The organism is Campylobacter sp. 2014D-0216, from assembly GCF_014931215.1.
In the GTDB taxonomy this organism is placed as follows: Bacteria; Campylobacterota; Campylobacteria; order Campylobacterales; family Campylobacteraceae; genus Campylobacter_D.
The window spans coordinates 1,170,767-1,192,309 of sequence record NZ_CP063089.1; the positions used below are offsets into that span (position 1 = coordinate 1,170,767).

Annotated in this window: 25 protein-coding genes; 7 read left to right on the top strand and 18 right to left on the bottom strand. The window is 31.3% G+C overall.

Annotated elements, in window-relative coordinates:
* Nucleotides 1-37: 37 nt before the first annotated feature.
* Together A0083_RS05910 and A0083_RS05915 are read right to left on the bottom strand one after the other, a co-directional pair.
* A complete protein-coding gene (locus A0083_RS05910) occupies nucleotides 38-1,045 on the bottom strand; it encodes an alanine racemase (RefSeq protein WP_197552766.1) in 1,008 nt (335 codons plus the stop codon).
* Complete coding sequence (locus A0083_RS05915) at nucleotides 1,045-1,986, bottom strand: L,D-transpeptidase family protein (RefSeq protein WP_172586682.1); 942 nt, start codon at nucleotides 1,984-1,986, stop codon at nucleotides 1,045-1,047. Before A0083_RS05915 ends, A0083_RS05910 begins: the two co-directional genes overlap by 1 nt.
* Before the next feature lie 158 nt (nucleotides 1,987-2,144).
* Between A0083_RS05915 and A0083_RS05920 the strand changes: the two genes are divergently transcribed.
* The 3 genes from A0083_RS05920 to A0083_RS05930 are packed head-to-tail and all read left to right on the top strand — an operon-like array spanning nucleotide 2,145 to nucleotide 3,571.
* The gene (locus A0083_RS05920) at nucleotides 2,145-2,564 is read left to right on the top strand and encodes a copper chaperone PCu(A)C (RefSeq protein ID WP_039664320.1); all 420 of its coding nucleotides are present in this window, start codon (nucleotides 2,145-2,147) and stop codon (nucleotides 2,562-2,564) included.
* Nucleotides 2,564-3,010, top strand: coding sequence for a hypothetical protein (locus tag A0083_RS05925; RefSeq protein WP_197552768.1), 447 nt, complete (start codon nucleotides 2,564-2,566; stop codon nucleotides 3,008-3,010). The genes A0083_RS05920 and A0083_RS05925 overlap by 1 nt, the downstream gene beginning before the upstream one ends.
* A 3-nt stretch (nucleotides 3,011-3,013) precedes the next feature.
* Nucleotides 3,014-3,571, top strand: a complete 558-nt coding sequence (locus A0083_RS05930; RefSeq protein ID WP_197552770.1) for an SCO family protein — start codon at nucleotides 3,014-3,016, stop codon at nucleotides 3,569-3,571.
* A gap of 9 nt (nucleotides 3,572-3,580) precedes the next feature.
* Here the strand turns inward: A0083_RS05930 and A0083_RS05935 are convergent, their stop codons facing one another.
* The 6 genes from A0083_RS05935 to mapA are packed head-to-tail and all read right to left on the bottom strand — an operon-like array spanning nucleotide 3,581 to nucleotide 9,666.
* On the bottom strand, nucleotides 3,581-4,783 hold the full coding sequence (locus tag A0083_RS05935) for an ABC transporter permease (protein ID WP_197552772.1): 1,203 nt from the start codon (nucleotides 4,781-4,783) through the stop codon (nucleotides 3,581-3,583).
* Nucleotides 4,784-4,834: 51 nt separating this feature from the next.
* Nucleotides 4,835-5,281: a hypothetical protein gene (locus A0083_RS05940; protein ID WP_197552774.1), complete on the bottom strand. Its 447-nt coding sequence runs from the start codon at nucleotides 5,279-5,281 to the stop codon at nucleotides 4,835-4,837.
* Nucleotides 5,257-5,772: an LPP20 family lipoprotein gene (locus A0083_RS05945; protein WP_197552776.1), complete on the bottom strand. Its 516-nt coding sequence runs from the start codon at nucleotides 5,770-5,772 to the stop codon at nucleotides 5,257-5,259. The genes A0083_RS05940 and A0083_RS05945 overlap by 25 nt, the downstream gene beginning before the upstream one ends.
* A gap of 58 nt (nucleotides 5,773-5,830) precedes the next feature.
* Nucleotides 5,831-8,419, bottom strand: coding sequence for a DNA gyrase subunit A (gene gyrA, locus A0083_RS05950; RefSeq protein ID WP_197552778.1), 2,589 nt, complete (start codon nucleotides 8,417-8,419; stop codon nucleotides 5,831-5,833).
* Nucleotides 8,420-8,440: 21 nt separating this feature from the next.
* A complete protein-coding gene (locus A0083_RS05955) occupies nucleotides 8,441-9,022 on the bottom strand; it encodes a ComF family protein (protein WP_197552780.1) in 582 nt (193 codons plus the stop codon).
* A complete protein-coding gene (mapA, locus tag A0083_RS05960) occupies nucleotides 9,019-9,666 on the bottom strand; it encodes an outer membrane lipoprotein MapA (protein ID WP_197552782.1) in 648 nt (215 codons plus the stop codon). The genes A0083_RS05955 and mapA overlap by 4 nt, the downstream gene beginning before the upstream one ends.
* Before the next feature lie 196 nt (nucleotides 9,667-9,862).
* On the opposite strand from mapA, the gene A0083_RS05965 reads away from it, so the two are divergent.
* Nucleotides 9,863-11,224, top strand: coding sequence for a DASS family sodium-coupled anion symporter (locus A0083_RS05965; protein WP_197552784.1), 1,362 nt, complete (start codon nucleotides 9,863-9,865; stop codon nucleotides 11,222-11,224).
* Between the two features lie 4 nt (nucleotides 11,225-11,228).
* On the opposite strand, the gene A0083_RS05970 is transcribed toward A0083_RS05965, so the two are convergent.
* From A0083_RS05970 to A0083_RS06005, 8 genes are read right to left on the bottom strand one after another with little or no spacing between them, the layout of a single operon-like run.
* Nucleotides 11,229-11,843, bottom strand: a complete 615-nt coding sequence (locus A0083_RS05970; RefSeq protein WP_197554578.1) for a thiamine phosphate synthase — start codon at nucleotides 11,841-11,843, stop codon at nucleotides 11,229-11,231.
* Nucleotides 11,833-12,966, bottom strand: a complete 1,134-nt coding sequence (gene thiH / locus A0083_RS05975) for a 2-iminoacetate synthase ThiH (RefSeq protein ID WP_120760838.1) — start codon at nucleotides 12,964-12,966, stop codon at nucleotides 11,833-11,835. The genes A0083_RS05970 and thiH overlap by 11 nt, the downstream gene beginning before the upstream one ends.
* Nucleotides 12,967-13,725, bottom strand: coding sequence for a thiazole synthase (locus tag A0083_RS05980; protein ID WP_197552786.1), 759 nt, complete (start codon nucleotides 13,723-13,725; stop codon nucleotides 12,967-12,969). It lies immediately after the preceding gene.
* A complete protein-coding gene (gene thiF, locus A0083_RS05985; protein ID WP_197552788.1) occupies nucleotides 13,725-14,525 on the bottom strand; it encodes a thiamine biosynthesis protein ThiF in 801 nt (266 codons plus the stop codon). Before thiF ends, A0083_RS05980 begins: the two co-directional genes overlap by 1 nt.
* Nucleotides 14,522-14,713 carry a sulfur carrier protein ThiS gene (gene thiS, locus A0083_RS05990; RefSeq protein ID WP_039664334.1) on the bottom strand — a complete coding sequence of 64 codons (192 nt, stop codon included), beginning with the start codon at nucleotides 14,711-14,713 and terminating at the stop codon, nucleotides 14,522-14,524. The genes thiF and thiS overlap by 4 nt, the downstream gene beginning before the upstream one ends.
* Nucleotides 14,714-14,721: 8 nt before the next feature.
* Nucleotides 14,722-15,822: a succinyl-diaminopimelate desuccinylase gene (gene dapE / locus A0083_RS05995; RefSeq protein ID WP_197552790.1), complete on the bottom strand. Its 1,101-nt coding sequence runs from the start codon at nucleotides 15,820-15,822 to the stop codon at nucleotides 14,722-14,724.
* 3 nt (nucleotides 15,823-15,825) lie between these two features.
* Complete coding sequence (locus A0083_RS06000; protein WP_197552792.1) at nucleotides 15,826-16,419, bottom strand: LysE family transporter; 594 nt, start codon at nucleotides 16,417-16,419, stop codon at nucleotides 15,826-15,828.
* Nucleotides 16,413-17,111: an SIR2 family NAD-dependent protein deacylase gene (locus tag A0083_RS06005; RefSeq protein ID WP_197552794.1), complete on the bottom strand. Its 699-nt coding sequence runs from the start codon at nucleotides 17,109-17,111 to the stop codon at nucleotides 16,413-16,415. The genes A0083_RS06000 and A0083_RS06005 overlap by 7 nt, the downstream gene beginning before the upstream one ends.
* Before the next feature lie 91 nt (nucleotides 17,112-17,202).
* On the opposite strand from A0083_RS06005, the gene A0083_RS08145 reads away from it, so the two are divergent.
* The 3 genes from A0083_RS08145 to A0083_RS06015 are packed head-to-tail and all read left to right on the top strand — an operon-like array spanning nucleotide 17,203 to nucleotide 19,110.
* The gene (locus tag A0083_RS08145) at nucleotides 17,203-17,568 is read left to right on the top strand and encodes a hypothetical protein (RefSeq protein ID WP_232087552.1); all 366 of its coding nucleotides are present in this window, start codon (nucleotides 17,203-17,205) and stop codon (nucleotides 17,566-17,568) included.
* Between the two features lie 29 nt (nucleotides 17,569-17,597).
* Entirely contained in the window at nucleotides 17,598-18,131 is a 534-nt protein-coding gene (locus A0083_RS08150) for a polysaccharide deacetylase family protein (RefSeq protein WP_232087553.1), read from the top strand.
* On the top strand, nucleotides 18,124-19,110 hold the full coding sequence (locus tag A0083_RS06015) for a hypothetical protein (protein ID WP_197552796.1): 987 nt from the start codon (nucleotides 18,124-18,126) through the stop codon (nucleotides 19,108-19,110). The genes A0083_RS08150 and A0083_RS06015 overlap by 8 nt, the downstream gene beginning before the upstream one ends.
* Here the strand turns inward: A0083_RS06015 and A0083_RS06020 are convergent.
* Nucleotides 19,105-21,303 (bottom strand): endonuclease MutS2, encoded by a 2,199-nt coding sequence (locus A0083_RS06020; RefSeq protein WP_197552798.1) that lies wholly within the window; start codon nucleotides 21,301-21,303, stop codon nucleotides 19,105-19,107. The two genes, A0083_RS06015 and A0083_RS06020, sit on opposite strands and share 6 nt — an antisense overlap.
* Nucleotides 21,303-21,482: a hypothetical protein gene (locus A0083_RS06025; protein WP_197552800.1), complete on the bottom strand. Its 180-nt coding sequence runs from the start codon at nucleotides 21,480-21,482 to the stop codon at nucleotides 21,303-21,305. The genes A0083_RS06020 and A0083_RS06025 overlap by 1 nt, the downstream gene beginning before the upstream one ends.
* Nucleotides 21,483-21,543: the final 61 nt, after the last annotated feature.

Here is a 21,543-nt window from a genome sequence, read left to right on the forward strand (position 1 = left end):
TTATCCTTTCGAAAGCATTATATTAATATATTTTATCTTAAATTACAATTCTTTTTAAATTTGGAGAAAGCTTTACTAAAATCTCGTAGTTGATTGTATTAAAAAAACTCGCCATTGCATTTGCATCATCAATCACACAAATTACATCATCATTACCTTCGCATGAAAAGCTGTCCATTGACATTTTTCCTAGCATTTTTTTACCATTTGGTAAAACCAACTCTTTTTTACCATCATAGCGTAAAAGTCCGTCTGCATAACCTAAATCATAAGTTGCGATCTCTAAATTTTCTTTTGCACAAAATACACCACCATAACCTACCGTCTGTCCTTTTTTAAGCGTTCTTTGGCTGATTTTTTCAGCCCACAAACTCAATACTTTATGTAATTCATCGCTAAAATAAGCATACCCAAACTGCACAAGCCCTACTCTACAATACTCTTTTGGCTCTAAAGTGTTTGTTCTAAACAAAGCTTCTGAGTTGTGCGAATGAAATATTAATTTTTCAGCCTCATCTTGCAACAAAGTTTGGATCTTTTTTTTGACTTCTTTAAAATTTTGCTTTTGCACGAAATAGCTTGCATCCATCTCATCGCTTCCTGCAAAATGCATCATCACACCATGAAGTTGCAAACCATAACTTTTAAGTTCACACAAGACTTCCTCAAGATCTTTTGGCACAATTCCGTTTCTATGCATATTTGTATCTATAACTAAATGAATTTTTGTATTTTTTTTAAATTTCTTAATGTCATTTCTATCATTTAAAGCATAAATAAAATTTTCATTTTCATTTGCATGTGGATGGTGAGATAAAATCAAAATATGTTCAAAAATACCCTGAAGCTCTTTTGCTTCAGTTTCATTTTTTACTGCTATAAAATTAACACCCTTTGCCTTGGCAATAGGAGCCAAAATCTTAGCTCCATGTCCATAAGCATTGTCTTTAAAGACACATATAACTTTTTCATAGCCTCCTGCTTTAGAAGCTATGAGATCAAGATTGTGCTCATAAGCTGCACGGTTGATTTTTATATAAGCCATTATTGCTCAGCTAAAATTTGCATTTTATCGCCTACAAGCTTCACATAAAGGACTTTTTCTCCTTTAAATTTATAGTTTGTACTACGATAGTCCTCATAAAAACCTATTCTGAAAATTTTTTCGTTTCTATCATTTGGATAAGGACTGATGCTAAGATCTGAAAATTTAATGCTTTTTTCTTCATTTTTAGCAAAAATTCTTTCTTTATTTCTTGCAAATTGTTCATAGTTGAATTTGTTTTTATGTTTAAAGATTTTTTGATCATAAAAAGACAAATATTTTTTAATATCACTTTTTTGCCAACTATCTTTCCAAGCAAATAAATTTGCCAGCAAAATAGCTATTTCATCGTGGTTGGTTCTTACTTTAGCTTTTTCTTCTGTCATAGCATAAGATTTTCTATCAGCAACAAGCTTGTTAAAATCATCTAGCAAATCATTTTGCACAGCGATACAGCCTCTAGTTTTATAAGTATCCAACCGTGTTCCATCTAGTGGATACCCATGAATCCAAATTCCCCCACCTGTTTTACCTAAAGTTTTATCAAGTACATTTGGATAGGTTGTAGCAAAAGCAAATGGACCATAATAAGGATCGCCAGGATAAAATTTCTTGCCTAATTCATAAAAACCTATAGGGGTTTTTAGATCCCCTTCGATTTCTTTATCTCCTGCCAAACCGGTTAAAACATCTTTTTGGATAAATTTCTTCTCAACTTTACCATCATCATAGTGATAAACACGAATAATTTTATCACTTTTATTAGTTAAAACTATCGCAACATCTTCATCATAATACCCAAGAGTAACATTTTTGTCTTTGATTTCATCAAGCCAAAAATCCTTTTTGCTTAATTCTTGCTCTAGCACCTGTTCAACTGCTTTAATACCTTCATTTAAATAAATCTTTGCAAGATTATTTGCATTTGCAAATACAACCATGCTAAATATTATAGATGCAACTTTAAACAATTTCAACCTTTCTTTGTAAAATTTAAAACAACAAGGTGCTAATTATATTATTTTTACAATAAATATATTTTTAATTTTTTCCGTGTATAATGTTTTATATTTTATCAAACACAAAAAAAGGAAATACAATGAAAAAATTACTAGGTTTGGCTATTTTAAGCACTTTTGTTTTTGCAAATGAAATTACTGTAAATGATCCTTATGTAAGACAAACTCCACCTCACTCTAAAACTACGGCATTTTTCTTAGAGCTTAAAAACAATTCTGATAAAGATATTAAGCTAATAAAAGCTCAAAGCTCTTTAAGTGATACCACAGAAATTCATAATCATATTATGGAAAATGGTAAAAAAATGATGGTGCAAATTCCACAAATCACCATTAAAGCTAAATCAAGTGCTGAGCTCAAACCAGGTGGTATGCACATCATGGTATTAAACCTTAAAGAAAACATCACCCCACAAACCAAAGCTAACTTAACACTTTATTTTGATGATAATAGTACTATTGAACTTAAAAATATTCAATCACGAAGCATTCAAAAATAATGAAAAATTTACTCATTTTTGCTCTAGCTATAGCTTTTGCTATAAGCGGGGCTTATTTTTATACCCATATGCCAAGCACAGGTAAAAAAAGAGAATTAATCACCACTTTAACTCCTTTAGATTGTGATTTAAATCAACAAAGCTGTGAGTATAATTTTAAAAACCAAAAAGTTTTAATCAGTCTAACCCCAAAACCCATTATGGCGTTAAACGAGCTTGATTTAAATATCACTAATTTAGGTAATTACCCTCAACTTAATGCCAGAGTTTATGGACTAAATATGTATATGGGGGATATCGTTCCGCGGTTTAAAAAAATCAACAATACCTATCACGCCAAATTAGTTTTAAGCTCTTGCACGCTTGATATAATGCGTTTTAGAATAGAACTTTTTGACAATGAAGATCCACTAGATTTTTATTTTGATTTTGATGTAAAAAGGTAATTTATGAAAAAAATCAATATTCTTTTGCTTATTATAGTGATTTTTGGTGTTTTCTTTCTTTCAATACAATATTTTGAAAACAATAAATACAATTTTCACTTAAATTCTGAAAAAGGTATGCTTAGCCTAAAAGATTTTGCCGGAAAAAAATTGATTGTATATTTTGGATACACCTATTGTCCTGATGTTTGTCCTAGTGAACTTGCACTAATTGCAAGTGTTTTAAACCAAATGCCAAACAAAGAAAAAGCTCATGTGGTGTTTATTTCTTTAGATCCAAAAAGAGATAGCAATCTAACACAAACAAGCCAATGGGTAAAATACTTCTACCCTAATTCTACTGCGCTAGTAGCAAAGAATGAAAAAGAATTAGAAAAAATAACCAAAAACTATGGTGTAGTTTATGAAAAAATTGATCTTAAAAATTCTGCCATGGGGTATTCTATAGCTCATAGCGGGGAGTTTTATTTGATTGATGAAAATGGTAAGTTTGTAAAAACGATCAAAGATGTTAGCTATGAAAATTTCTTCAATGAAATCAAAAAATTTCTAAACGAATAAATATTAAATTTATTCGTTTCTTAAAGTATCTAAAATATCTACTTGGGTTGCTTTTTTTGCAGGATAATAAGAAGACAAACTTACAATCACAATTGCACCCAAAAGCGTAGCACAAAAATCAACAAAAGAAAGTTCCAAGGGCAATTTACTCATGCCATAAACATCAGTAGGCAAAGAAATGATATCAAAGTTACCAAGTACCCATAAGGCTATGGTTGCAAGCATTACACCTGCTATAATCCCACTTCCACCTATAAAAAAACCCAAAGAAAAAAAGGTTTTTTTAATCTCTAATTTACTAGCTCCCAAAGAAAGCAATAAAGCTATCTCACTGCGTCTATTCATCACGATCATCAATAAAGAGCTTACGATATTTAAACTAGCAACTAAAATAATCAACATCAAAACAATAAACAACGCCCTTTTTTCCAAAGCAAGTGCCGCAAAGAAATTTCCATTTTGCTCCCACCAACCTATACTAGCATATTTTGCACCTAAAAAAGCTTCAATGTGTTTTATATCATCAAAAGGCTTTAACGAATATACATGAATTCCATCATAAACCCCTTGAGGATAAGATAAAATCTTAGCCAAAGCTTTTGCGTCTATATACATATATGCTTTATCATAAGCTAATAAACCAGAAGAAAATTCAGCTTTAACATCAAAACGCTTTACCTTAGGGATAAGCGAAAGACCACTTGCGCTAAGATTAGAAAAAATCAATGCGATCTTATCATCATAATCTAGCCCAAATTCGCTTTTTAATCCCTTGCCTATTAAAATGTCAAAATTTTGCAAATTTTTCCCATCTAAAGCATGCGCTACTACTTCATTGATTTTTTTTTCATCTTCAAAGTTTACGCCAAATAACATTCCACCTTCTAACCTTACATCATTTCTTGCTATAACTTGAGTACTAATATAAGGACTAAATAACAAATTTGGAAACTGAACTCTTAGTTCTTGTAGTAATTTTTCATCTACACTAGCTCCAAAACGTGGCAATATCGTAATGGGGTAATTCATCGTAAAAAGTTTTCTTTCAAATTCCTTATCAAAACCATTCATAATAGCCATTGCAACCAAGAGTACACATAATCCTATACTCACACCCAAAAAAGCTAAAATCTTTGAAAGCATAATAAAGGGTTGATCTTTGTCAAAACGAAGATATTTAAACAACAAATATCGCGGGATACTTTTTTGCATTTCAAACTCTTAATATTTTTTTAAGTATTTTAATAAAAACAAGCTTTGCATTTATTTAAGATAATATATAAAGGCACTATTATCATGAAATTCAACTGTAAATCTTAAAGGTAAAATTCTCACATATGTTTCACTTTGAGCGCCTGCTTGCTCACTTTTAACAAAATCTTTTACATCTATTTTTGAATTAAAAAAACAATCAATTAATTCATTTTTATGTGTATTCAAAAAATTAAATTTGTCTAATTTAGTCATTCTTTCTTCATCGATCATACCAAAATCATCACGTAAAAAAGTTTTTAAATCTTTTGGAGTGTAAATTAACTCACAAGCGTATTCTAAGTTTTTATTTTTGCTTTGAGTCATAGCTATGGATATAGTTTCTTTTTGATGATAAAGAATGAAATTTTTATTTGAAAGTTCTGCCCAAAATATAAACTCATCTTGGGCAGTAGTGTTAAATACTATAAAGATTAATAAGCAAACAATTCTTTCCACTTGTCAGCATCAATTTTAAGTTCTACATTTACTCTATAAAGACCATCTTTGAAATCTTGATCAACCACACTTGCATTTTTAATTAAACCATTTACCTGTGCTGTAATGGTTGAGCTTTTAAGCATTGCATCTTTTACTGTATCTTTACCATTTACTCTTACACCATATAACTTACTAGCTAATTGTCTATAAGCATCAGTAATCGCTGCTCTTTTTGCCAAAGCTAAAGCTTGACCAACTGAAACAGTATTTAAAGGAGCGATACCCTCACCCACTGCTGTAAATGTTAGATCATTATCTGTGCTTGTATCATTTGCAAGCATTTTTTCTTCTCTGATGATACTACGCACATCATCTTTATCTACTTTTTGAACCACCACATCAGAATTTGCCTGAGTAGTCTGAGCTTGATTTGGGTTCACGCCTCTTTGATCTAGCGCACAAGCACTAAAACCTAAAGCCAAACAAAACATAAAAATAACTTTTTTCATTTTTACACCTTCAATTTATTTGATTTTATTAAAATAGCAAAAAGCATTCCAAATTTTACTATTCAAAATTTAAATCCATATTATTTTCAGCATCTAAATCCTCATCCTCTTCCTTAGGACACTTAGCAATGCTTACAACCTCATCGTTTTCTACATTTACTACGATTACACCGCTTGTATTTCTACCTGCTTTTCTAATGCTTTGCATGTCCACACGTATCATTTTACCGCTACTTGTTAAAGCCATTAAGTCCATGCTTTCATCAACTATAACTATACCGATTAAATCTTTTGTTTTAGCAGTAAGCTTCATACAAATTACACCCTTACCACCCCTACTTTGAAGTCTGTATTCTCCTGCATTAGTGCGCTTACCTATACCTTTAGCACTCACACTTAAAATCTCTTGTGTATCATTTTCGATCACAACAGCACCTACAACCTCATCATCTTTTTCTTTAAATTTAATCGCAGTTACCCCTCTACTTACACGACCAATCTCTCTAACTTTAGCAAGAGGGAATTTGATACACATGCCTTTTTTAGTTACTGCAAAAAGCATTTTACCGCTAATGGTATTTTCTAATTCTTCACTATTTTCACTGCTTTCATTTTCTAGATTTTCATCTATTTCTAAATTTTCGTCTGCATTGACATTGACAACTTCGTTTTCATCTCTTGCTACGATAATTGCAGTAACAAGCTCATCGTTTTCATCTAGATTAATCGCTTTTACACCCACACTTCTAATATTTTGATATTCACTTAAATTTGTGCGTTTTACGATACCATTTTTAGTAAAGAAACACAATGATTTACTTTCATCAAAATCAGTTGTCGGGATAATCGCCATAATTTTTTCATCTGCTTGTAGATTAATAAGATTAACCACAGCTTTACCTTTAGCGGTTCTACTTCCTTCAGGAATTTTATAAACCTTAAGCCAGTAAAGTTGCCCGCGATCAGTAACAAACATTAAAGTATCATGTGTGTTTGCCGTAAAGAAGCTTTCAATAAAATCATCATCATAAGTCGTAACAGCAACCTTGCCCTTACCACCGCGTTTTTGTTTTTCATACTGCTTACTTGGAACACGCTTAATATAACCACGATGAGTGATAGTAACTACCATGTTTTCATTTGGTATTAAATCTTCTATATCAATATCATCATAATCATCCTCAATTTGAGTGATTCTTGGTACATCAAATTTTGTTCTAATTTCTTTTAACTCATCTTTAATTAAATTTTCAAGCAAAGTTTCGCTTTTTAAAATTTGATCAAGTCTTTCGATTTCTGCTAACAATTCTCTTAGCTCATTGTCAATTTTTTCTCTTTCAAGTCCTGTCAAACGACCTAACTTCATATCTAAAATAGCATTAGATTGAAGCTCGCTTAGACCAAATTTTTCCATCAATAAATTTTTAGCCGTTGGATTATCTGGGGAGTTTTTAATCAACGCTATCACTTCATCGATATTATCTAGTGCTATTTTTAAACCCTCTAAAATATGCGCTCTAGCTCTAGCTTTTTGCAATTCATAAATCGTTCTTCTAATAATTACAGTTTTTCTGTGATTTAAGAATAAATTTAAAAGCTCAATCAAAGAAAAAACTTTTGGCTCCTTGTTATGTATAGCAAGCATAATCACACCAAAAGTACTCTCCATAGTGGTAGATTTAAAAAGATTGTTTAACACGATCTCACTCATAGCATCGCGTTTTAGCTCAATCACCACGCGAATTCCTTCTCTATCGCTCTCATCTCTAACTTCAGCAATGCCTTCAATTTGCTTTTCTTTAGCAAGTTCAGCAATTTGCTCTATCAATCTTGCTTTGTTAGTTTGATAAGGAAGCTCATCTATTACAATAATATCCTTATTAGCTCTTTTTTCAATATGTGTTTTTGCTCTTACTTTTACCCTGCCACGACCTGTGCGATAAGCTTCTATAATACCTTTTTTACCAAATATAATACCACCGGTTGGAAAATCAGGCCCTTTGATAAATTGCATTATTTCTTCCAAGCTTGCATTTTTATTATCAATTAAATAAAGCAAACCATCGATAAGTTCATTCAAACTATGTGGAGGAATATTAGTAGCCATACCCACTGCAATACCACTTGAACCATTAAGTAATAAATTTGGCACTCTAGCAGGTAAAACATCAGGCTCACTCATAGAATCATCGTAATTTGGTACAAAATCAACCGTATCTTTATCTATATCACGCAGCAACTCTTCAGCTAAAATCGTCATTCTAGCTTCGGTATAACGCATCGCAGCAGCGCCATCACCATCAATAGAACCAAAGTTTCCTTGACCATCTACGCTTGGATAACGCATTGAAAAATCTTGCGCCATTCTTACTAAAGCATCATATACAGCCACATCACCATGCGGGTGGTATTTACCGATTACATCACCCACTATACGCGCTGACTTTTTGTATGCACTACGACTTCCAACGCCTAAATCATTCATAGCATATAAAATTCTTCTATGAACAGGTTTAAGTCCATCTCTAGCATCAGGTAATGCACGGCCTATAATAACGCTCATAGAATAATCTAAATAGCTACTTTTTATAGAACTTTCTATATCTATATTTTCAATATCTGAATCTTTAGTAAAAATATTTTCCATAAAAATCCTTAAAATTAATGCTTATATTGTATCAAATTTTGCATTAGCCAAAACTAAAGCAAATAACACTTTAATATTATTTTTTTCCAAAAGCTTTTTTGCCTCTAACAGACTTAATCCTGTAGTCACTACATCATCTACTAAAATTACAGGGTGTTTTGGAAGCTTTAATAACTGATATAATCTTTTATTGTCTTTACGAAATTTCAAACTTTTTCCACTATATTTATGCCGCGAACTAGCCTGTAAAGTATGATACATAGGCTTTATAAATCGAGTTTTTAAATGGCGTGTTAAAATTGCTGTGTGTGAGTAATTTTTTTCAGTTTTATCATCTAAGGCTATAGCATTAATTTCGCATGCAGGTTGAAAAAAATCTTTAAATTTAGCAAAACTTAATCTTGCTAAAGCATTTAAGACAAAATAACCTTGAAACCGATGTTTAAAATAAATCAAATGCTTGATTTGATCATATTGATAAAAATAATAAACCTTAAACCCCTCTTCAAGCTCTCTTATACCCAAAGAGTATTCCAAAAGCTCTTCCTTGCAAGCTGGACAAAAACTTGCAAGGGAAAATCCATGACAGTTAAAACATCTCACAAAGAACTAATAATATCTGCAGCTTTATTAGCTACTTGTTTGATAAGTAATTGGGTAAAAAAAGGCAAATCATTAATTTTATAAAAGCCTTTTACTTCTTGCTTTGTTTTGATATTGATGGTTTTGTTTGTATTGATATCTTTAAGCGTCAATTGACTTGCAATTACTGAAAATAAAGAATTAGAATCAAATTGAGAGTAAAAATCATTAAAGCTCAAATCAACTCTTAAAACATAAGGAGAATTTTGAGTATCCTCTACCACCACTATACCTCTATTTTCTAACTCTTCTTTTAAGAATACATAAAAATAATAATTAAAATTTTCATCAATATAGTAGTTTTTACCATTGGAAAAAGAATATTTTAAATTCTCATTCAAATCATACACTCTATGAATATAAACTTTTTTTAAAGAAACACTTTTATCAATCGTTCTTTTATTTGCACAGTATTTAAGACCCACATCGCTAATATACAAAAGCCCTTTGATTTTTGCTTCATATGCTTTAGAACTAGAAGGATTATAACACTCTGCTTGAATTTTTACAACCTCATTAACCTTGGCAACCCCTTGGTTTTTAGAATTCACCGCACATGCACTAAAAAACAAAGCTAGAGCAAATACAAGTATCTTTTTAACCATTATTATTCCTTAATAAATTTCATTTTCAATACCTTAACTAGCAAAAATTATACCAAAAAGATACAAATTTAATCAAACTTCACATTTTTGCACATAGAAAAATTTTTCTATACAATTTAAGATAAAAAAATTGACATTTAAAATAAAATTCACTTAGAATATGTTACAAAACTACAATATTTTTAAGGAGTTGTAAATGAGTTCTAATGTTAAATCACTCATAGTCGTTGCAGACTTAGTGTTATTTATCGCATTGCTTTATTTTTCCCCTTTCGGTGAAACTAAGGTAAACCAAGGCTTATCTTTGTTGATTTTTATCGCTATATTATGGCTTAGTGAAGCTTTACATGTTACAATCACAGCCATTTTAGTGCCTATTTTAGCGGCAGGATTAGGGCTAATGCCCACTTCTAAAGCCTTAACAGGTTTTGCTGATTCTAACATCTTTTTATTTTTTGGTGGTTTTGCTCTAGCTGCTGCAATGCACCATCAAAAACTAGATAAACTTATCGCACATAAGATACTCACTCTAGCAAAAGGACATCTAGGGCTTTCTAGTTTGTATATTTTTATCACTACGGCTTTTTTATCTATGTGGATGAGTAACACTGCAACCGCAGCTATGATGCTCCCGCTTGCTATAGGTATGTTAGCTTCACTTGACCCACAAAAAGATAGAAATACTTATGTTTTCATCCTTTTAGGTATAGCTTTTAGCGCAAGTATTGGCGGTATAGGTACTATAGTAGGAACACCTCCAAATGCCATAGTTGCTACTCAATTACACATTAGCTTTGCACAATGGCTAAAATATGGCATTCCTATTGTCTTGGTATTTTTACCAGTAATGATCTTGATTTTATATATGATGTTTAAGCCTAAATTTAATCTTCAAGTCGATCTACACACCGAGCATATTGAACTTACAAGAGAAAGAATTATAACTTTACTTATCTTCTTAGTGGTTGCATTATCTTGGATTTTTAGTGGCAATATTAGTCCTATCATACAAAGCACTTTTGGCTATAAAATCGCAAATCTAGACGCAGTGATTGCCTTGCTTGCTGCTGTTTTAGTTTGTGCATTTAGAGTGATTGATTGGAAAAATATACAAAAAAATACCGACTGGGGCGTTTTAATGCTCTTTGGTGGAGGTATCACTTTAAGTGTTGTCTTAAAAGATTCAGGTGCTAGCAAGGTCATGGCTGATACAATCATTTCATTTATTGAAAATGGACATTTATTTATCATAGGTTTGATCGTAGCATTTTTTATAGTATTTTTAACTGAATTTACTTCAAATACTGCTTCGGCAGCTTTATTGGTGCCTTTATTTATCTCTATCGCAGATACCTTAGGTGTTCCTGCTTTAGGACTTGCTTTAATCATTGCTATTGGGGCTTCTTGCGCATTTATGCTACCTGTTGCTACCCCGCCAAATGCTATAGTTTTTGGTACAGGTCACATTAAACAACAAGAAATGATAAGAGTGGGAATTGTACTAAATATCTTCTGCTCAATCAGCCTTGCAGTGATTGCATACTTTTTCTGGCTATAGTCTTTTAGTCCTTTTGGGCTAAAAGATTTTTACATTCTAAAACATAATCTTTTACACTTTCACTCTTATATAAGGCTTCTCTTATACACACACCAACTATGTTTATGTTTTTTAAATACGGTATAGTTTTCGCATTCACTCCACCTATTGCATAAATGGGTATTTTTGAAACTTCTGATAAAGCCTTTAGACTTTCAATACCTTTTGGAGCTAAATCAATCTTACAAGAGCTTTCAAATACATGTCCAAAAAACACATGGTTTACTTTAAATTTACAAGCTAAATCTAGTTCTTCTTTAGAATGAACAGAACCTCCTAAAAGCTTAAATTTCTTATAACACTGTGGATATTTTTGCAAAACAAACAAGGGTGCATGGAAAAACTGATGATTTAATTTCAAACAAGCTTCATAATGATAATGCAAAAAACATATTTTTTGGGTTTTGTTAAAAATTTTTAACACCTCTTTAGCTAGCTTAAGATATTCTAACTCATCTAGAGATTTTTCTCTAAGTACTAATGCATCAATACTGCTTTGACTTAACTTTTCAACAAAATGAAAAAAATCCTCTTGAGTATTTTGACTATCGCTAATAGCAATGATTTTTTTATCCCACATAAATATTATCACTCATAATAGCTTGTAAATTAACACTTTTTAACATAGCTAGCACCTCATCTACAGTTCGTTTATCGCTGATTTGAAACTGATCATCGCCTTTTTTATCGCCTTGATGCTCGCCTACCCCCACACTCACTCCAGCACTCATTTTAGTGGCACCTAGTTTAACAACCCCGTCTCTAAATCCTGCTCTTTCTCGTGTAGAAATCGTAATACTCGCAAAAGGCAAAAACAACCTATAAGCACACAAAACCTGCAAAAGTCTTGTCTCGCTTACATCTTTTGGGTGAATTTTTTTATTATTGATGATAGGTCTTAATCTAGGAATAGACAAAGCTATCTCAGCATGAGGATATTGTTGCTGTAAAAAATACGCATGTAAAGCCGTTGCAAAAGCATCTTTTCTAAAATCATCTACACCAAGCAAAGCCCCAAAAGCCACTCCCCTCATACCCGCTTTTAAAGCTCTTTCTTGCGCATGAAAACGGTATTCAAATACACTTTTTTCGCCTTCAACGTGAATTTTAGAATAAGTTTTTAGATTATAAGTTTCTTGGTATACACTTACATACTCACAACCTTTGTCATGAAGTAGTGCATATTCATCTATATTCATGGGATAAACTTCAATCCCCACAACTTTAAAATACTCTTTTGCTATTGCACAAGCCTTGGCAAGATAATCTACACTTGCATACTCCCTGCCTTCGCCCGTTAGAAGCAAAATTTCTTCCAAACCACTTTTTTTAATCTCTTGCATTTCTTGATGAATTTCAGCCTCATTTAGCTTAGCTCTTTTAATTTTATTACCTTTTTGAAACCCACAGTAAGTACATTTACTATTGCAAAAATTAGAAAGATATAAAGGTGTAAAAAGAGAGATGGAATTTCCAAAGTGTCTTTGAGTAACATAGCTTGATTTTTGTGCTAAATCCTCTATAAAATCTTCTGCTGCACTTGAAAGCAAAGCTTTTAAATCTTCTATATTAAGATAATCTTTAGCTAAAGCCTTTTTTACATCAAAAGCATTAAATTTACTTTCATCAAAATTTTCAACTTCTTTTAAAACCTTAGCCAAAAGTTCACTTTCAATGCTTTGCATATGAGGATATTTTCGCATTTAATCCCTTAAAAAACCACTTAAAGGAGAACTTGCACTCGGTTTATTTTCACTTGCTATACCTGCTAAATATGCACTATGTCCTGCCTCTATAGCCAAAGCAAATGCTCTTGCCATTTTTGCTACATCTTTAGCCTGAGCTATGGCAGTATTTGCCATAACTGCACTCACGCCCATTTGCATCGCTTCACAAGCTTGCGCAGGATTTCCTATGCCTGCATCTACGATAATAGGCAAACTAATTTCATTAAGTAAAATTTGTATAAATTCTTTGGTTTTTAAGCCTTTATTGCTTCCTATGGGAGCTCCAAGAGGCATTATAGCCCCAGCTCCTGCACTAACCATAGCACGCGCAGCATATAAATCAGGATACATATAAACTAAAGGTGTAAAACCCTCATCTGCTAAAAGTTCGACTGCTTTTATGCTTTCATAATTATCCGGTAATAAATATTTACTGTCGCTAATTATCTCAACCTTGATCATATCTCCACAGCCAAGCTCTCTTGCAAGTTTTGCTATACGCAAAGCTTCTTTGGCATTTCTTGCACCCGAAGTATTAGGCAAAAGTTTAATATGTTTTGGGATAAAATCAAGTATATTTTCTATGCCTTTATCGTTAACTCTACGCAAAGCTAAGGTGATAAGCTCCACTTTTGCTTCTTCAATGGCTGATTGTATCAACTCAAAAGAAAATTTTCCAGAACCTAGAATAAACCGGGAATTAAACTCATATTTTCCTATTTTTAATTTTTCCATTATTCACTCGCTAAAAGCTCTAAAACTAAATTTGCTTGATGTCCTGCGCAAATATTTACACGCGGAGCCATAAGCCCATTACCTACTTTTGCTTCATTTTGCAAATCACCACAAACATAAAAGTTTTTTGCAATTTTTCTTGTTTGTATGCTGTTGCTATCGCCATATCCTGCTAAACCAGAAGCACACACTAAGGCTTTTTCAGGGTAAAACTGATGAAAATTTTGTGCTAAGATGGCTTTGTATTTTGCACTATCAAAGGCTTCACAGACAATATCATCGTTAGTAAAAAACTCTGCAATGTTTTCTTTTTCTATTTTTAAAACTTGTGCAAAAACTTCGATAAAAGGATTGATTTTAGCGATTTGATCTTTTAAAGCTTCAGCCTTAAATTTACCTAAATCTTCTACCATATAAGCTTGGCGGTTAAGATTGCTTGGCTCAACTACATCAAAATCAATCAAATGAAGTCTACCGACCCCACTTCTTGCCAAATTTATCCCAATATGTGATCCAAGTCCACCAAGCCCGCAAATAGCCACACTTGCTTTTTTAAGCTTATCATGAAGCTTTGGAGTATGTCTTGCTCTCATCATCGCATCAAGAGCTTCATAAGGAGGTAAAGTATTTTTCTCTATACAAAAAAGCTCATCTTCTTCTTTTAAGTTCATATTCTCTTTTGTCGCAAAACCATTGACTATCCATACATCGTTTTCATTTTTACTCACACTTTGGAAAAATTCTAAAGTATTTTTAAAATGCGTGTCTACTATACTGCCATTAAATTTAATTTTCATCAACCACCACCTACAAAAGTAACAATTTCTGCTTTATCATTTTCTTTCAAAATTAAATTTTCAAATTGATCCCTTGGGATAATTTCTCCGTTTAATTCCAAGGCAATCAATTCTATCTTTAATCGCTTTTCTTGAACATAGTCCATAAATTTAAGCTCTTTTAATTCAAGCTTTTGTCCATTGATAATCATACTTTTTCCTAGTTGAAATTCTCTAATAAATCTTTAAAAACTAAATACAATTTTTCAAGCTCTTCTACACTCACTCTCTCATCAATGGCATGAATTCTATCATTACACACACCAAATTCCACTACCTTCACACCAAACTCAGCAAAATATCTAGCATCGCTTGTGCCACCTTTGGTGTTAAGTTCTGGCACAACTTGAGTGATTTTTTGTACACTTTCATTTAGTTTTTGTACGATTTTAGAATCACTTTGAGTTAAGAAAGGTTTTGAGCTTTGATCCAAACATAACTCATAATCAAGTCCTTCACAAGTCTTTTCTACATAGGCTTTTACATCTTCCAAGCTAGTTTGTGGAGAATTTCTTACATTAAACATCAATTTTAAATCATTTGGGGTGACATTGCACACTTCCATACCACCGCGTATATCAGTGATAACAATTTTAGATGGTGTAAATACCTCATCACCTGGATCAAGGTCAAATCCTGCTAAGAATTTCAAAGCAGAAGCAAAATTATGCACCGGATTGATACATTTTTGCGGGTATGCTACGTGACCTTGCTTGCCCTTGATAAGCAATTTTCCATTGATAGAACCACGACGCCCTATTTTAATACTATCTCCCATTTTTTTATCACAAGTTGGTTCAGCAACCACAGCAAAATCAGGTAGCATATCTTTTTCTTGCATAAATTTAAGCACTTCAAGCGTACCAAATTTAGCCTCGCCTTCCTCATCACTTGTCAAAATTAATGAAATTCTTCCTTTGAAATTTTCTACTTCCTTAACTGCGCACATAAAAGCAGCCACACCACTTTTCATATCTTGCGCACCTCTTGCATAAATAAACCCATCTTTTTCTAAAGGTACAAAAGGATCACTACTCCAACCTTCACCTGCAGGTACCACATCTACATGCCCACCAAAAGCCAAATGCTCGCCATCTTCGCTAAATTTTTTAGTCAATAAAAGATTTTTCACACCTTCTTTTTCTATAAAAAAAGCTTCAAAATCACTCAACTCCACTGCGATATAGTTTAATGCACCATCATCATCTGGAGTGATGGATTTAAATTTACTAAGTTCTTTAAAAATTTCAACTACTTGCATGTTTTATCCTATAAAAGCTTTATACAGCATAGAAAGAGCAAAATACTCTAAAATAAATGCTGAAAAAAGATTAATGTAAAATATATGTTTGTTTTTCACAAGGGTTTTAAATTTAGACACAAAAAATGATAAAGTAAAAATCCAAAACACAATAAAACCCACCAAGCCAAAAAGCAAGGCAAAAGAGTTCTTACTCTGCATGCTAAGTCCTGCCACACTCACCCAAAAGCCTATCACATAAGGATTGGTGATGTTTAGCAAAAATCCCTTGCTAAAACCTTTTAAAGGATGGGTTTTATTTACCTTGTTAAGATCGACTTTTCTTGTTTTTCTTAGCATTAAAAATACCATAAAACTCAAAAAGAAAAAGCCAAAAACAGCTAGTATTTTATTAAAAATTTCATTATTTGCAAAGCCTAAAAGTCCAAATTGGATCAAAATCAAAAAAAATACATCAGCACTTAAAGCACCAAGCCCCACACAAAAGGCATTTTTAAAAGAAGATAAAGCAGTATTTAAGATCAAAATATTCACGGGCCCAAAAGGCACAGATACACCCATGCCTAAAATAATACCATGCAAAATCGCCTCTAACATTTTACTTCCAAGAAATTTTCTATCTCGATTTTAATTTTATCAATGGCCGTGCAAACATCTTCTATATAAACTTTAGTAAAATTATTTTCTAGATGTTTATCCTCATCAAGATTGTTTAATATACTTTGTTTGCACACTCTTGCATACTCTCCCACAGGTAAAACCTGTCCGCTTGTACCTATACATACAAATAAATCACAATTTTGCAATTTTTCATATAAAATTTTATAATTTGGTGCCATTTCTTCAAACATCACGATATTATGTCTTATATTTTTACTTTGACATTTAGGACAAATTTTATCATCGCTACTTTCATAACCTATGTTAAAAATGCTTTCACACTCTAAACATCTAAGTTCGGGTAAAAAACCATGCAAATGCACTACATCTTCGCACCCTGCACGCTCTAATAAATCATCTACATTTTGCGTTAAAATGCTAATTTGTTTTGGAAATTTTTGTTTTAACAAAGCGATGATGTTATGTGCGTGATTTGGCTTAACATTAGCTAGTTCTTTTCTTCTTTTGTTATAAAATTCCAAAACTTTTTTAGGATTTTTTCTAAACCCAGTTGCAGAGCAAACCTCCATTACATCATGCTCTTCCCATAATCCACCACTAGCTCTAAAAGTTTTTATACCACTTGGAGCAGATAAACCTGCTCCACTTAAAATCATCACTTGTTTCATTGTCAAACCTTATTTGAAATAGTAACAAAAAATATTAAATTTAAATTTATTTTTAAATAACTTTGATACAATATTCTGAACAAGGATAATTATGAAAATAATAATGTATCATTATGTAAGAGAGAGTATCAAAAAGCTTCCCAATTTCAGATATTTACATATTAAAAATTTTAAGAAACAATTAGATTTTTTCGAAAAACAATATGGGTTTGTAAGCTATAAAGAATTTTTACTTTTAAAAGACAATCCGCTGTTTTGCAATAAATTGCACAATAAAGTTCTACTAACTTTTGATGATGGACTCAAAGATCATTACACTTATGTTTTTGATGAATTAACAAAAAGAAAACTTTTTGGTATATTTTTCATCCCTACACGCATATTTAAACAAAAAAAAGCATTAGATGTTCATAGAATACACTATTTACTTGGAAAAATGGGGGGGGTATTTTACTAAATACTGCTTATAATATTATTAAACCAAATATGCTGAAGAAATCCTCCTTAAAACTCTTTAAAAATTATTATCAGGAACTAGACGATGACAAAAATATTAAAGAATTTAAACTTTTATTTAACTATTTCATAAAACCTAATTTTAAAGAAAATATTTTAGATCAAATTACTGCAAACTATTGGAATGATGATGAAATTTTTGATAACTTGTATCTAAATAAAAATGAACTAAAAACAATGAGTGACAACGGTATGCTAATAGCTAGTCATAGCTCCACTCATTTAAGTTTTAAAACACTAGATCTGTATAATCAAAAATACGAATTACAAACCTCCGTAAATTTTTTAAACTCCTTTATAAAACCACCAATACAAATATTTTCCTATCCTTACGGAGAAAACACCTCCTATGCAAAGAGATGGCTTAAGAAGCATAATTTTGACTTTGCTTTTAGCTCCATACCGTCAAAAGATATTGATTATAAAGACTTAATTAACAATCCCTTTGCACTCCGTAGATATGACTGCAATGAATTTATACACGGAAAAGCTAGTTATGGTTGAAATTCGTTTTGCAAGATTAGATGAAGCATATAAAATAATGAGTTTCATTAAAAAGCATTGGAATAAGAATCATGTATTTGCTCACAGCAAAAAAGCGCTAGATTTTCAATATTTAGATAAACACAACCAAAGATACAATATAGTTTTAGGAATAGAAAATAACACAATTCAATCTATATTAGGTTTTACTCTACTTAGTCAATATGACAACAATATCGAATCTAATAAAGATTTATGGTTTGGAATTTGGAGAAGTGTCAAACCTGCTTTCGGAATAGTATTAATAAAATTTCTACTAGAAACCTTAAATCCAAAATCAATTGGAAATGCTGGATTATCCAAACACGGTATAAAATACTATAAACTCTTTTCATATGATAAAGTAGAACCTCTTAAACATTTCTATATCAAAAATAATAGTAAAAATATTTTTTACATAGCAAATTTTCACAATTCTCCAATTACACACAATATGAAAAACAACAACTTCACATATAAACTTTTAAAAATAGATGAGTTTGAGAGATCAAATATAAAATTTATTTTCATCCCATACAAATCAAAACAATATTTTATCAATAGATATTACAAAAATCCTTTTTACAAATATCAATTTTTAGGCATATTTGAAAAATCTGTATTAAAATGTATCTTTGTTATAAGAGAAATTTCAATTTGTAATAGCAAATGTGTTAGAATTGTTGATTTTATAGGAAATTTTACAGAAAATATTTATAGTCTTTTCCAGGAATTTTTAATACAAAATGATTATGAGTATATAGATTTTTTATGCTATGTAAATGATTTTTCAAAAATTACAAATATGGGTTTTATAGAAAAAAATGAAGAAATAATTACAAACTATTTTGAACCATTCATAAAAGAAAATCAAGATATTTATTTTGCCTATAAATGCAAAAACAAAAACTATGCCTTTTTTAAAGGAGATAGTGACCAAGATAGAATCAATCAACTATAGTTTTACCACCTTAGCACCAAAGCCACCTTGATTAATCGGTGCGTCATTAAAGCTTTTAACACTTTTGTGAGCTTTTAAAAACTCTTTTACTGCAAAAGCTAATTTCCCTGTACCTATACCATGATAAACCACCACCTCATCAAAACCCACTATCAAAGCATCAGAGATAAATTTATCTAATCTTTCAAGCGCTTCATCGCTTCTTAAACCATGTAAATCTAAAGTCATATTTAAAGCACTTGGGCGGCTTATATTGACACTTGATTTTACCTTTTGCGTTGGAGTTTGATTGCTTTTTTTAAGCAGTTTTAATGGCACACGCAAACTTAAACCATCGCTTTGAATCATCGCATCATTTTTTGAAATAGCTGTGATTTTACCTTTGATTTTTTCATATTTTACAAAATCCCCTACTCTAAGCTCTTCATTTTGCTCCATACTTGGTAAAACAATGCTTTTTTTAAGTTCATTGGCTTTATTTAAACTTCTTTGTTTTTCTTTGGTATCTTTTAAATTTATTGTCTTTTTAGCCTCTTCTATGGCTTTGTGGTATTTAAACTCTAAACTAGAAATAAGCTTTTTAAATTCATGCTCATTTTTTTCTTTTTGATCTTTGAGTGAAAGCAAGATTTCATCTACTTTGGCTTCTTTTTTTTCAAGTTCTTCATTTTTCTTGCGTAAAGAAAGTTCAAGATTGATGTTTTTGCTCACCATTTCTTCTAAATTTTCTTTATCTTCTCCATAAAGTTTTTTGGCATTTTGCACTAAATTCGCACTTATGCCATATCTTAAAGCTGTTTCAAATGCATAAGATTTACCTATGGTACCTTTTAAAAACTCATATTTTGGGCGTGATAATTCCTCATCATATAAAGCAGCGATGAGTTCAACTTGCTCATTTTTCGCCAAAAGCATAGCAAGACGTTTATGGTGAGTTGTAATGATGATTTTATTATCTTGTTCTAAAAGCTTTGAAATAAGCTCAGTATACAAACACGCTGCTTCTTCAAAATCTGTCCCAAGTTCTATCTCATCAACCCCTAGTAAAACATTTTTTTTACCCAAAAGCTTAGAAAAATGCAACATTCTTCCTGCAAAAGTAGAAATATCATTTTTTACATTTTGTGGATCTTCTAAAATCGCATCAAATTCTTTGAAATTTCCTATTTGGCTTTTTTGCGCATTAATTTTCATAGGAAGCAAATGTTTTGCAAGCAAAGCTGCGCTTAAAATTCCTTTTAAAAGCATAGACTTACCACCCGCATTTACACCTGTGATAATTAAAACTTTTTTATTAAACTCTATATTAACACTTTTTGCATTTTTTAAAGCCGGATGTGCAAAGTTATATAAATTTAGATTACTAGAATGATCAGCTAAAACAAATTCATAATCATGCTTTTTAGCCATCAAAACTCTAGCACTATAATGATCAAACAAATCAAAAGCATTGTTGATAAATTTCAAAAACATCAAATTTTTATAAAAAATCAAGCTAATTTTTTTAGCATACTCATAAAAAATCTCTTCTTTAGCATCTTTGATCTCATCTATTTGACTTTGAATTTTTTCCACACTCAAAGGCACTACATAAAAGCCGCCACCACTACTTCTACCTATGATTTTTGCTTTTAAGACATGATTAAACCCACCGCGCAAAAGCAAAGCTTCCATACCGTTTATGAGATGAATTTGCGTATCAATTAAATACGCACTAAGATTTTTAGTATATGTAAGCTTTTTAAACTCAGCTATCAAGCTTTCTTTTTTCATTTTTAAAGCTAAATTTAAATTAACAAGCCTTTCATCGATACTTTCTTTAATCTCACCCTTTTCATCAAAATACTCAAAAAGCTCTAAGATAGCCTGTGGAATTTCTATTTTCAAAAGCCATTCTTTCAAACTTTCTTCAAATTTTAAACCCTTTAAGTATTCAAAATACATACAAATTTTAATAAATTCAAAACTTTGACTTAAATGTAAAATTCCTTGCTTACTTAAATGAGTCAAAGCACTATTTAATTCTTCTATCATAGGAGGGGGATTAAAATCAATCAGCGAAAGCTCATTGATCCTTTTATAATGAAGTTTGCTATCACCTTGTAAAAATATTTCTTTATCTCTTGCAAAAAGTCCTTTAAAATCTTCTATATAGCCATCTAAATCTAGTTTTTTAAAAAATTGCTCTTGCATTATTTCTCCACCTTGCAATCTCTTATATCAAAAACATATGCTTTAAATTGCTTATTTTTGCCATTAGAAATAAAACTTTGTGTTCCATGTTCGAAGTTGAAGTATTCTTTGCTTACATTGACATCTTTACAAATTAGGCTTTCTCCTTGCAAAAACGCATTAAGTGTTTCCTTTTTCAAAACACCACTCCTTGTGGCACTTAACTCAAATTTAACCGCAAAAGCAATCATTAAAATCAAC

Bases quoted from the DNA above. Each gene is read 5' to 3' on its own strand.
- dapE (WP_197552790.1), bottom strand. From the start codon at position 15,822: ATGCAAGTAGTTGAAATTTTTAAAGAACTTAGTAAATTTAAATCCATC.
- thiS (WP_039664334.1), bottom strand. From the start codon at position 14,713: ATGATTATCAATGGACAAAAGCTTGAATTAAAAGAGCTTAAATTTATG.
- A0083_RS08145 (WP_232087552.1), top strand. From the start codon at position 17,203: ATGAAAATAATAATGTATCATTATGTAAGAGAGAGTATCAAAAAGCTT.
- A0083_RS05945 (WP_197552776.1), bottom strand. From the start codon at position 5,772: ATGAAAAAAGTTATTTTTATGTTTTGTTTGGCTTTAGGTTTTAGTGCT.
- A0083_RS06000 (WP_197552792.1), bottom strand. From the start codon at position 16,419: ATGTTAGAGGCGATTTTGCATGGTATTATTTTAGGCATGGGTGTATCT.
- A0083_RS05930 (WP_197552770.1), top strand. From the start codon at position 3,014: ATGAAAAAAATCAATATTCTTTTGCTTATTATAGTGATTTTTGGTGTT.
- gyrA (WP_197552778.1), bottom strand. From the start codon at position 8,419: ATGGAAAATATTTTTACTAAAGATTCAGATATTGAAAATATAGATATA.
- A0083_RS05925 (WP_197552768.1), top strand. From the start codon at position 2,564: ATGAAAAATTTACTCATTTTTGCTCTAGCTATAGCTTTTGCTATAAGC.
- mapA (WP_197552782.1), bottom strand. From the start codon at position 9,666: ATGGTTAAAAAGATACTTGTATTTGCTCTAGCTTTGTTTTTTAGTGCA.
- A0083_RS05970 (WP_197554578.1), bottom strand. From the start codon at position 11,843: ATGTGGGATAAAAAAATCATTGCTATTAGCGATAGTCAAAATACTCAA.
- A0083_RS05920 (WP_039664320.1), top strand. From the start codon at position 2,145: ATGAAAAAATTACTAGGTTTGGCTATTTTAAGCACTTTTGTTTTTGCA.
- A0083_RS06005 (WP_197552794.1), bottom strand. From the start codon at position 17,111: ATGAAACAAGTGATGATTTTAAGTGGAGCAGGTTTATCTGCTCCAAGT.
- A0083_RS05980 (WP_197552786.1), bottom strand. From the start codon at position 13,725: ATGGAAAAATTAAAAATAGGAAAATATGAGTTTAATTCCCGGTTTATT.
- A0083_RS05965 (WP_197552784.1), top strand. From the start codon at position 9,863: ATGAGTTCTAATGTTAAATCACTCATAGTCGTTGCAGACTTAGTGTTA.
- A0083_RS08150 (WP_232087553.1), top strand. From the start codon at position 17,598: ATGCTGAAGAAATCCTCCTTAAAACTCTTTAAAAATTATTATCAGGAA.
- A0083_RS05935 (WP_197552772.1), bottom strand. From the start codon at position 4,783: ATGCAAAAAAGTATCCCGCGATATTTGTTGTTTAAATATCTTCGTTTT.
- A0083_RS05910 (WP_197552766.1), bottom strand. From the start codon at position 1,045: ATGGCTTATATAAAAATCAACCGTGCAGCTTATGAGCACAATCTTGAT.
- A0083_RS06020 (WP_197552798.1), bottom strand. From the start codon at position 21,303: ATGCAAGAGCAATTTTTTAAAAAACTAGATTTAGATGGCTATATAGAA.
- A0083_RS05915 (WP_172586682.1), bottom strand. From the start codon at position 1,986: ATGGTTGTATTTGCAAATGCAAATAATCTTGCAAAGATTTATTTAAAT.
- A0083_RS06015 (WP_197552796.1), top strand. From the start codon at position 18,124: ATGGTTGAAATTCGTTTTGCAAGATTAGATGAAGCATATAAAATAATG.
- thiH (WP_120760838.1), bottom strand. From the start codon at position 12,966: ATGCGAAAATATCCTCATATGCAAAGCATTGAAAGTGAACTTTTGGCT.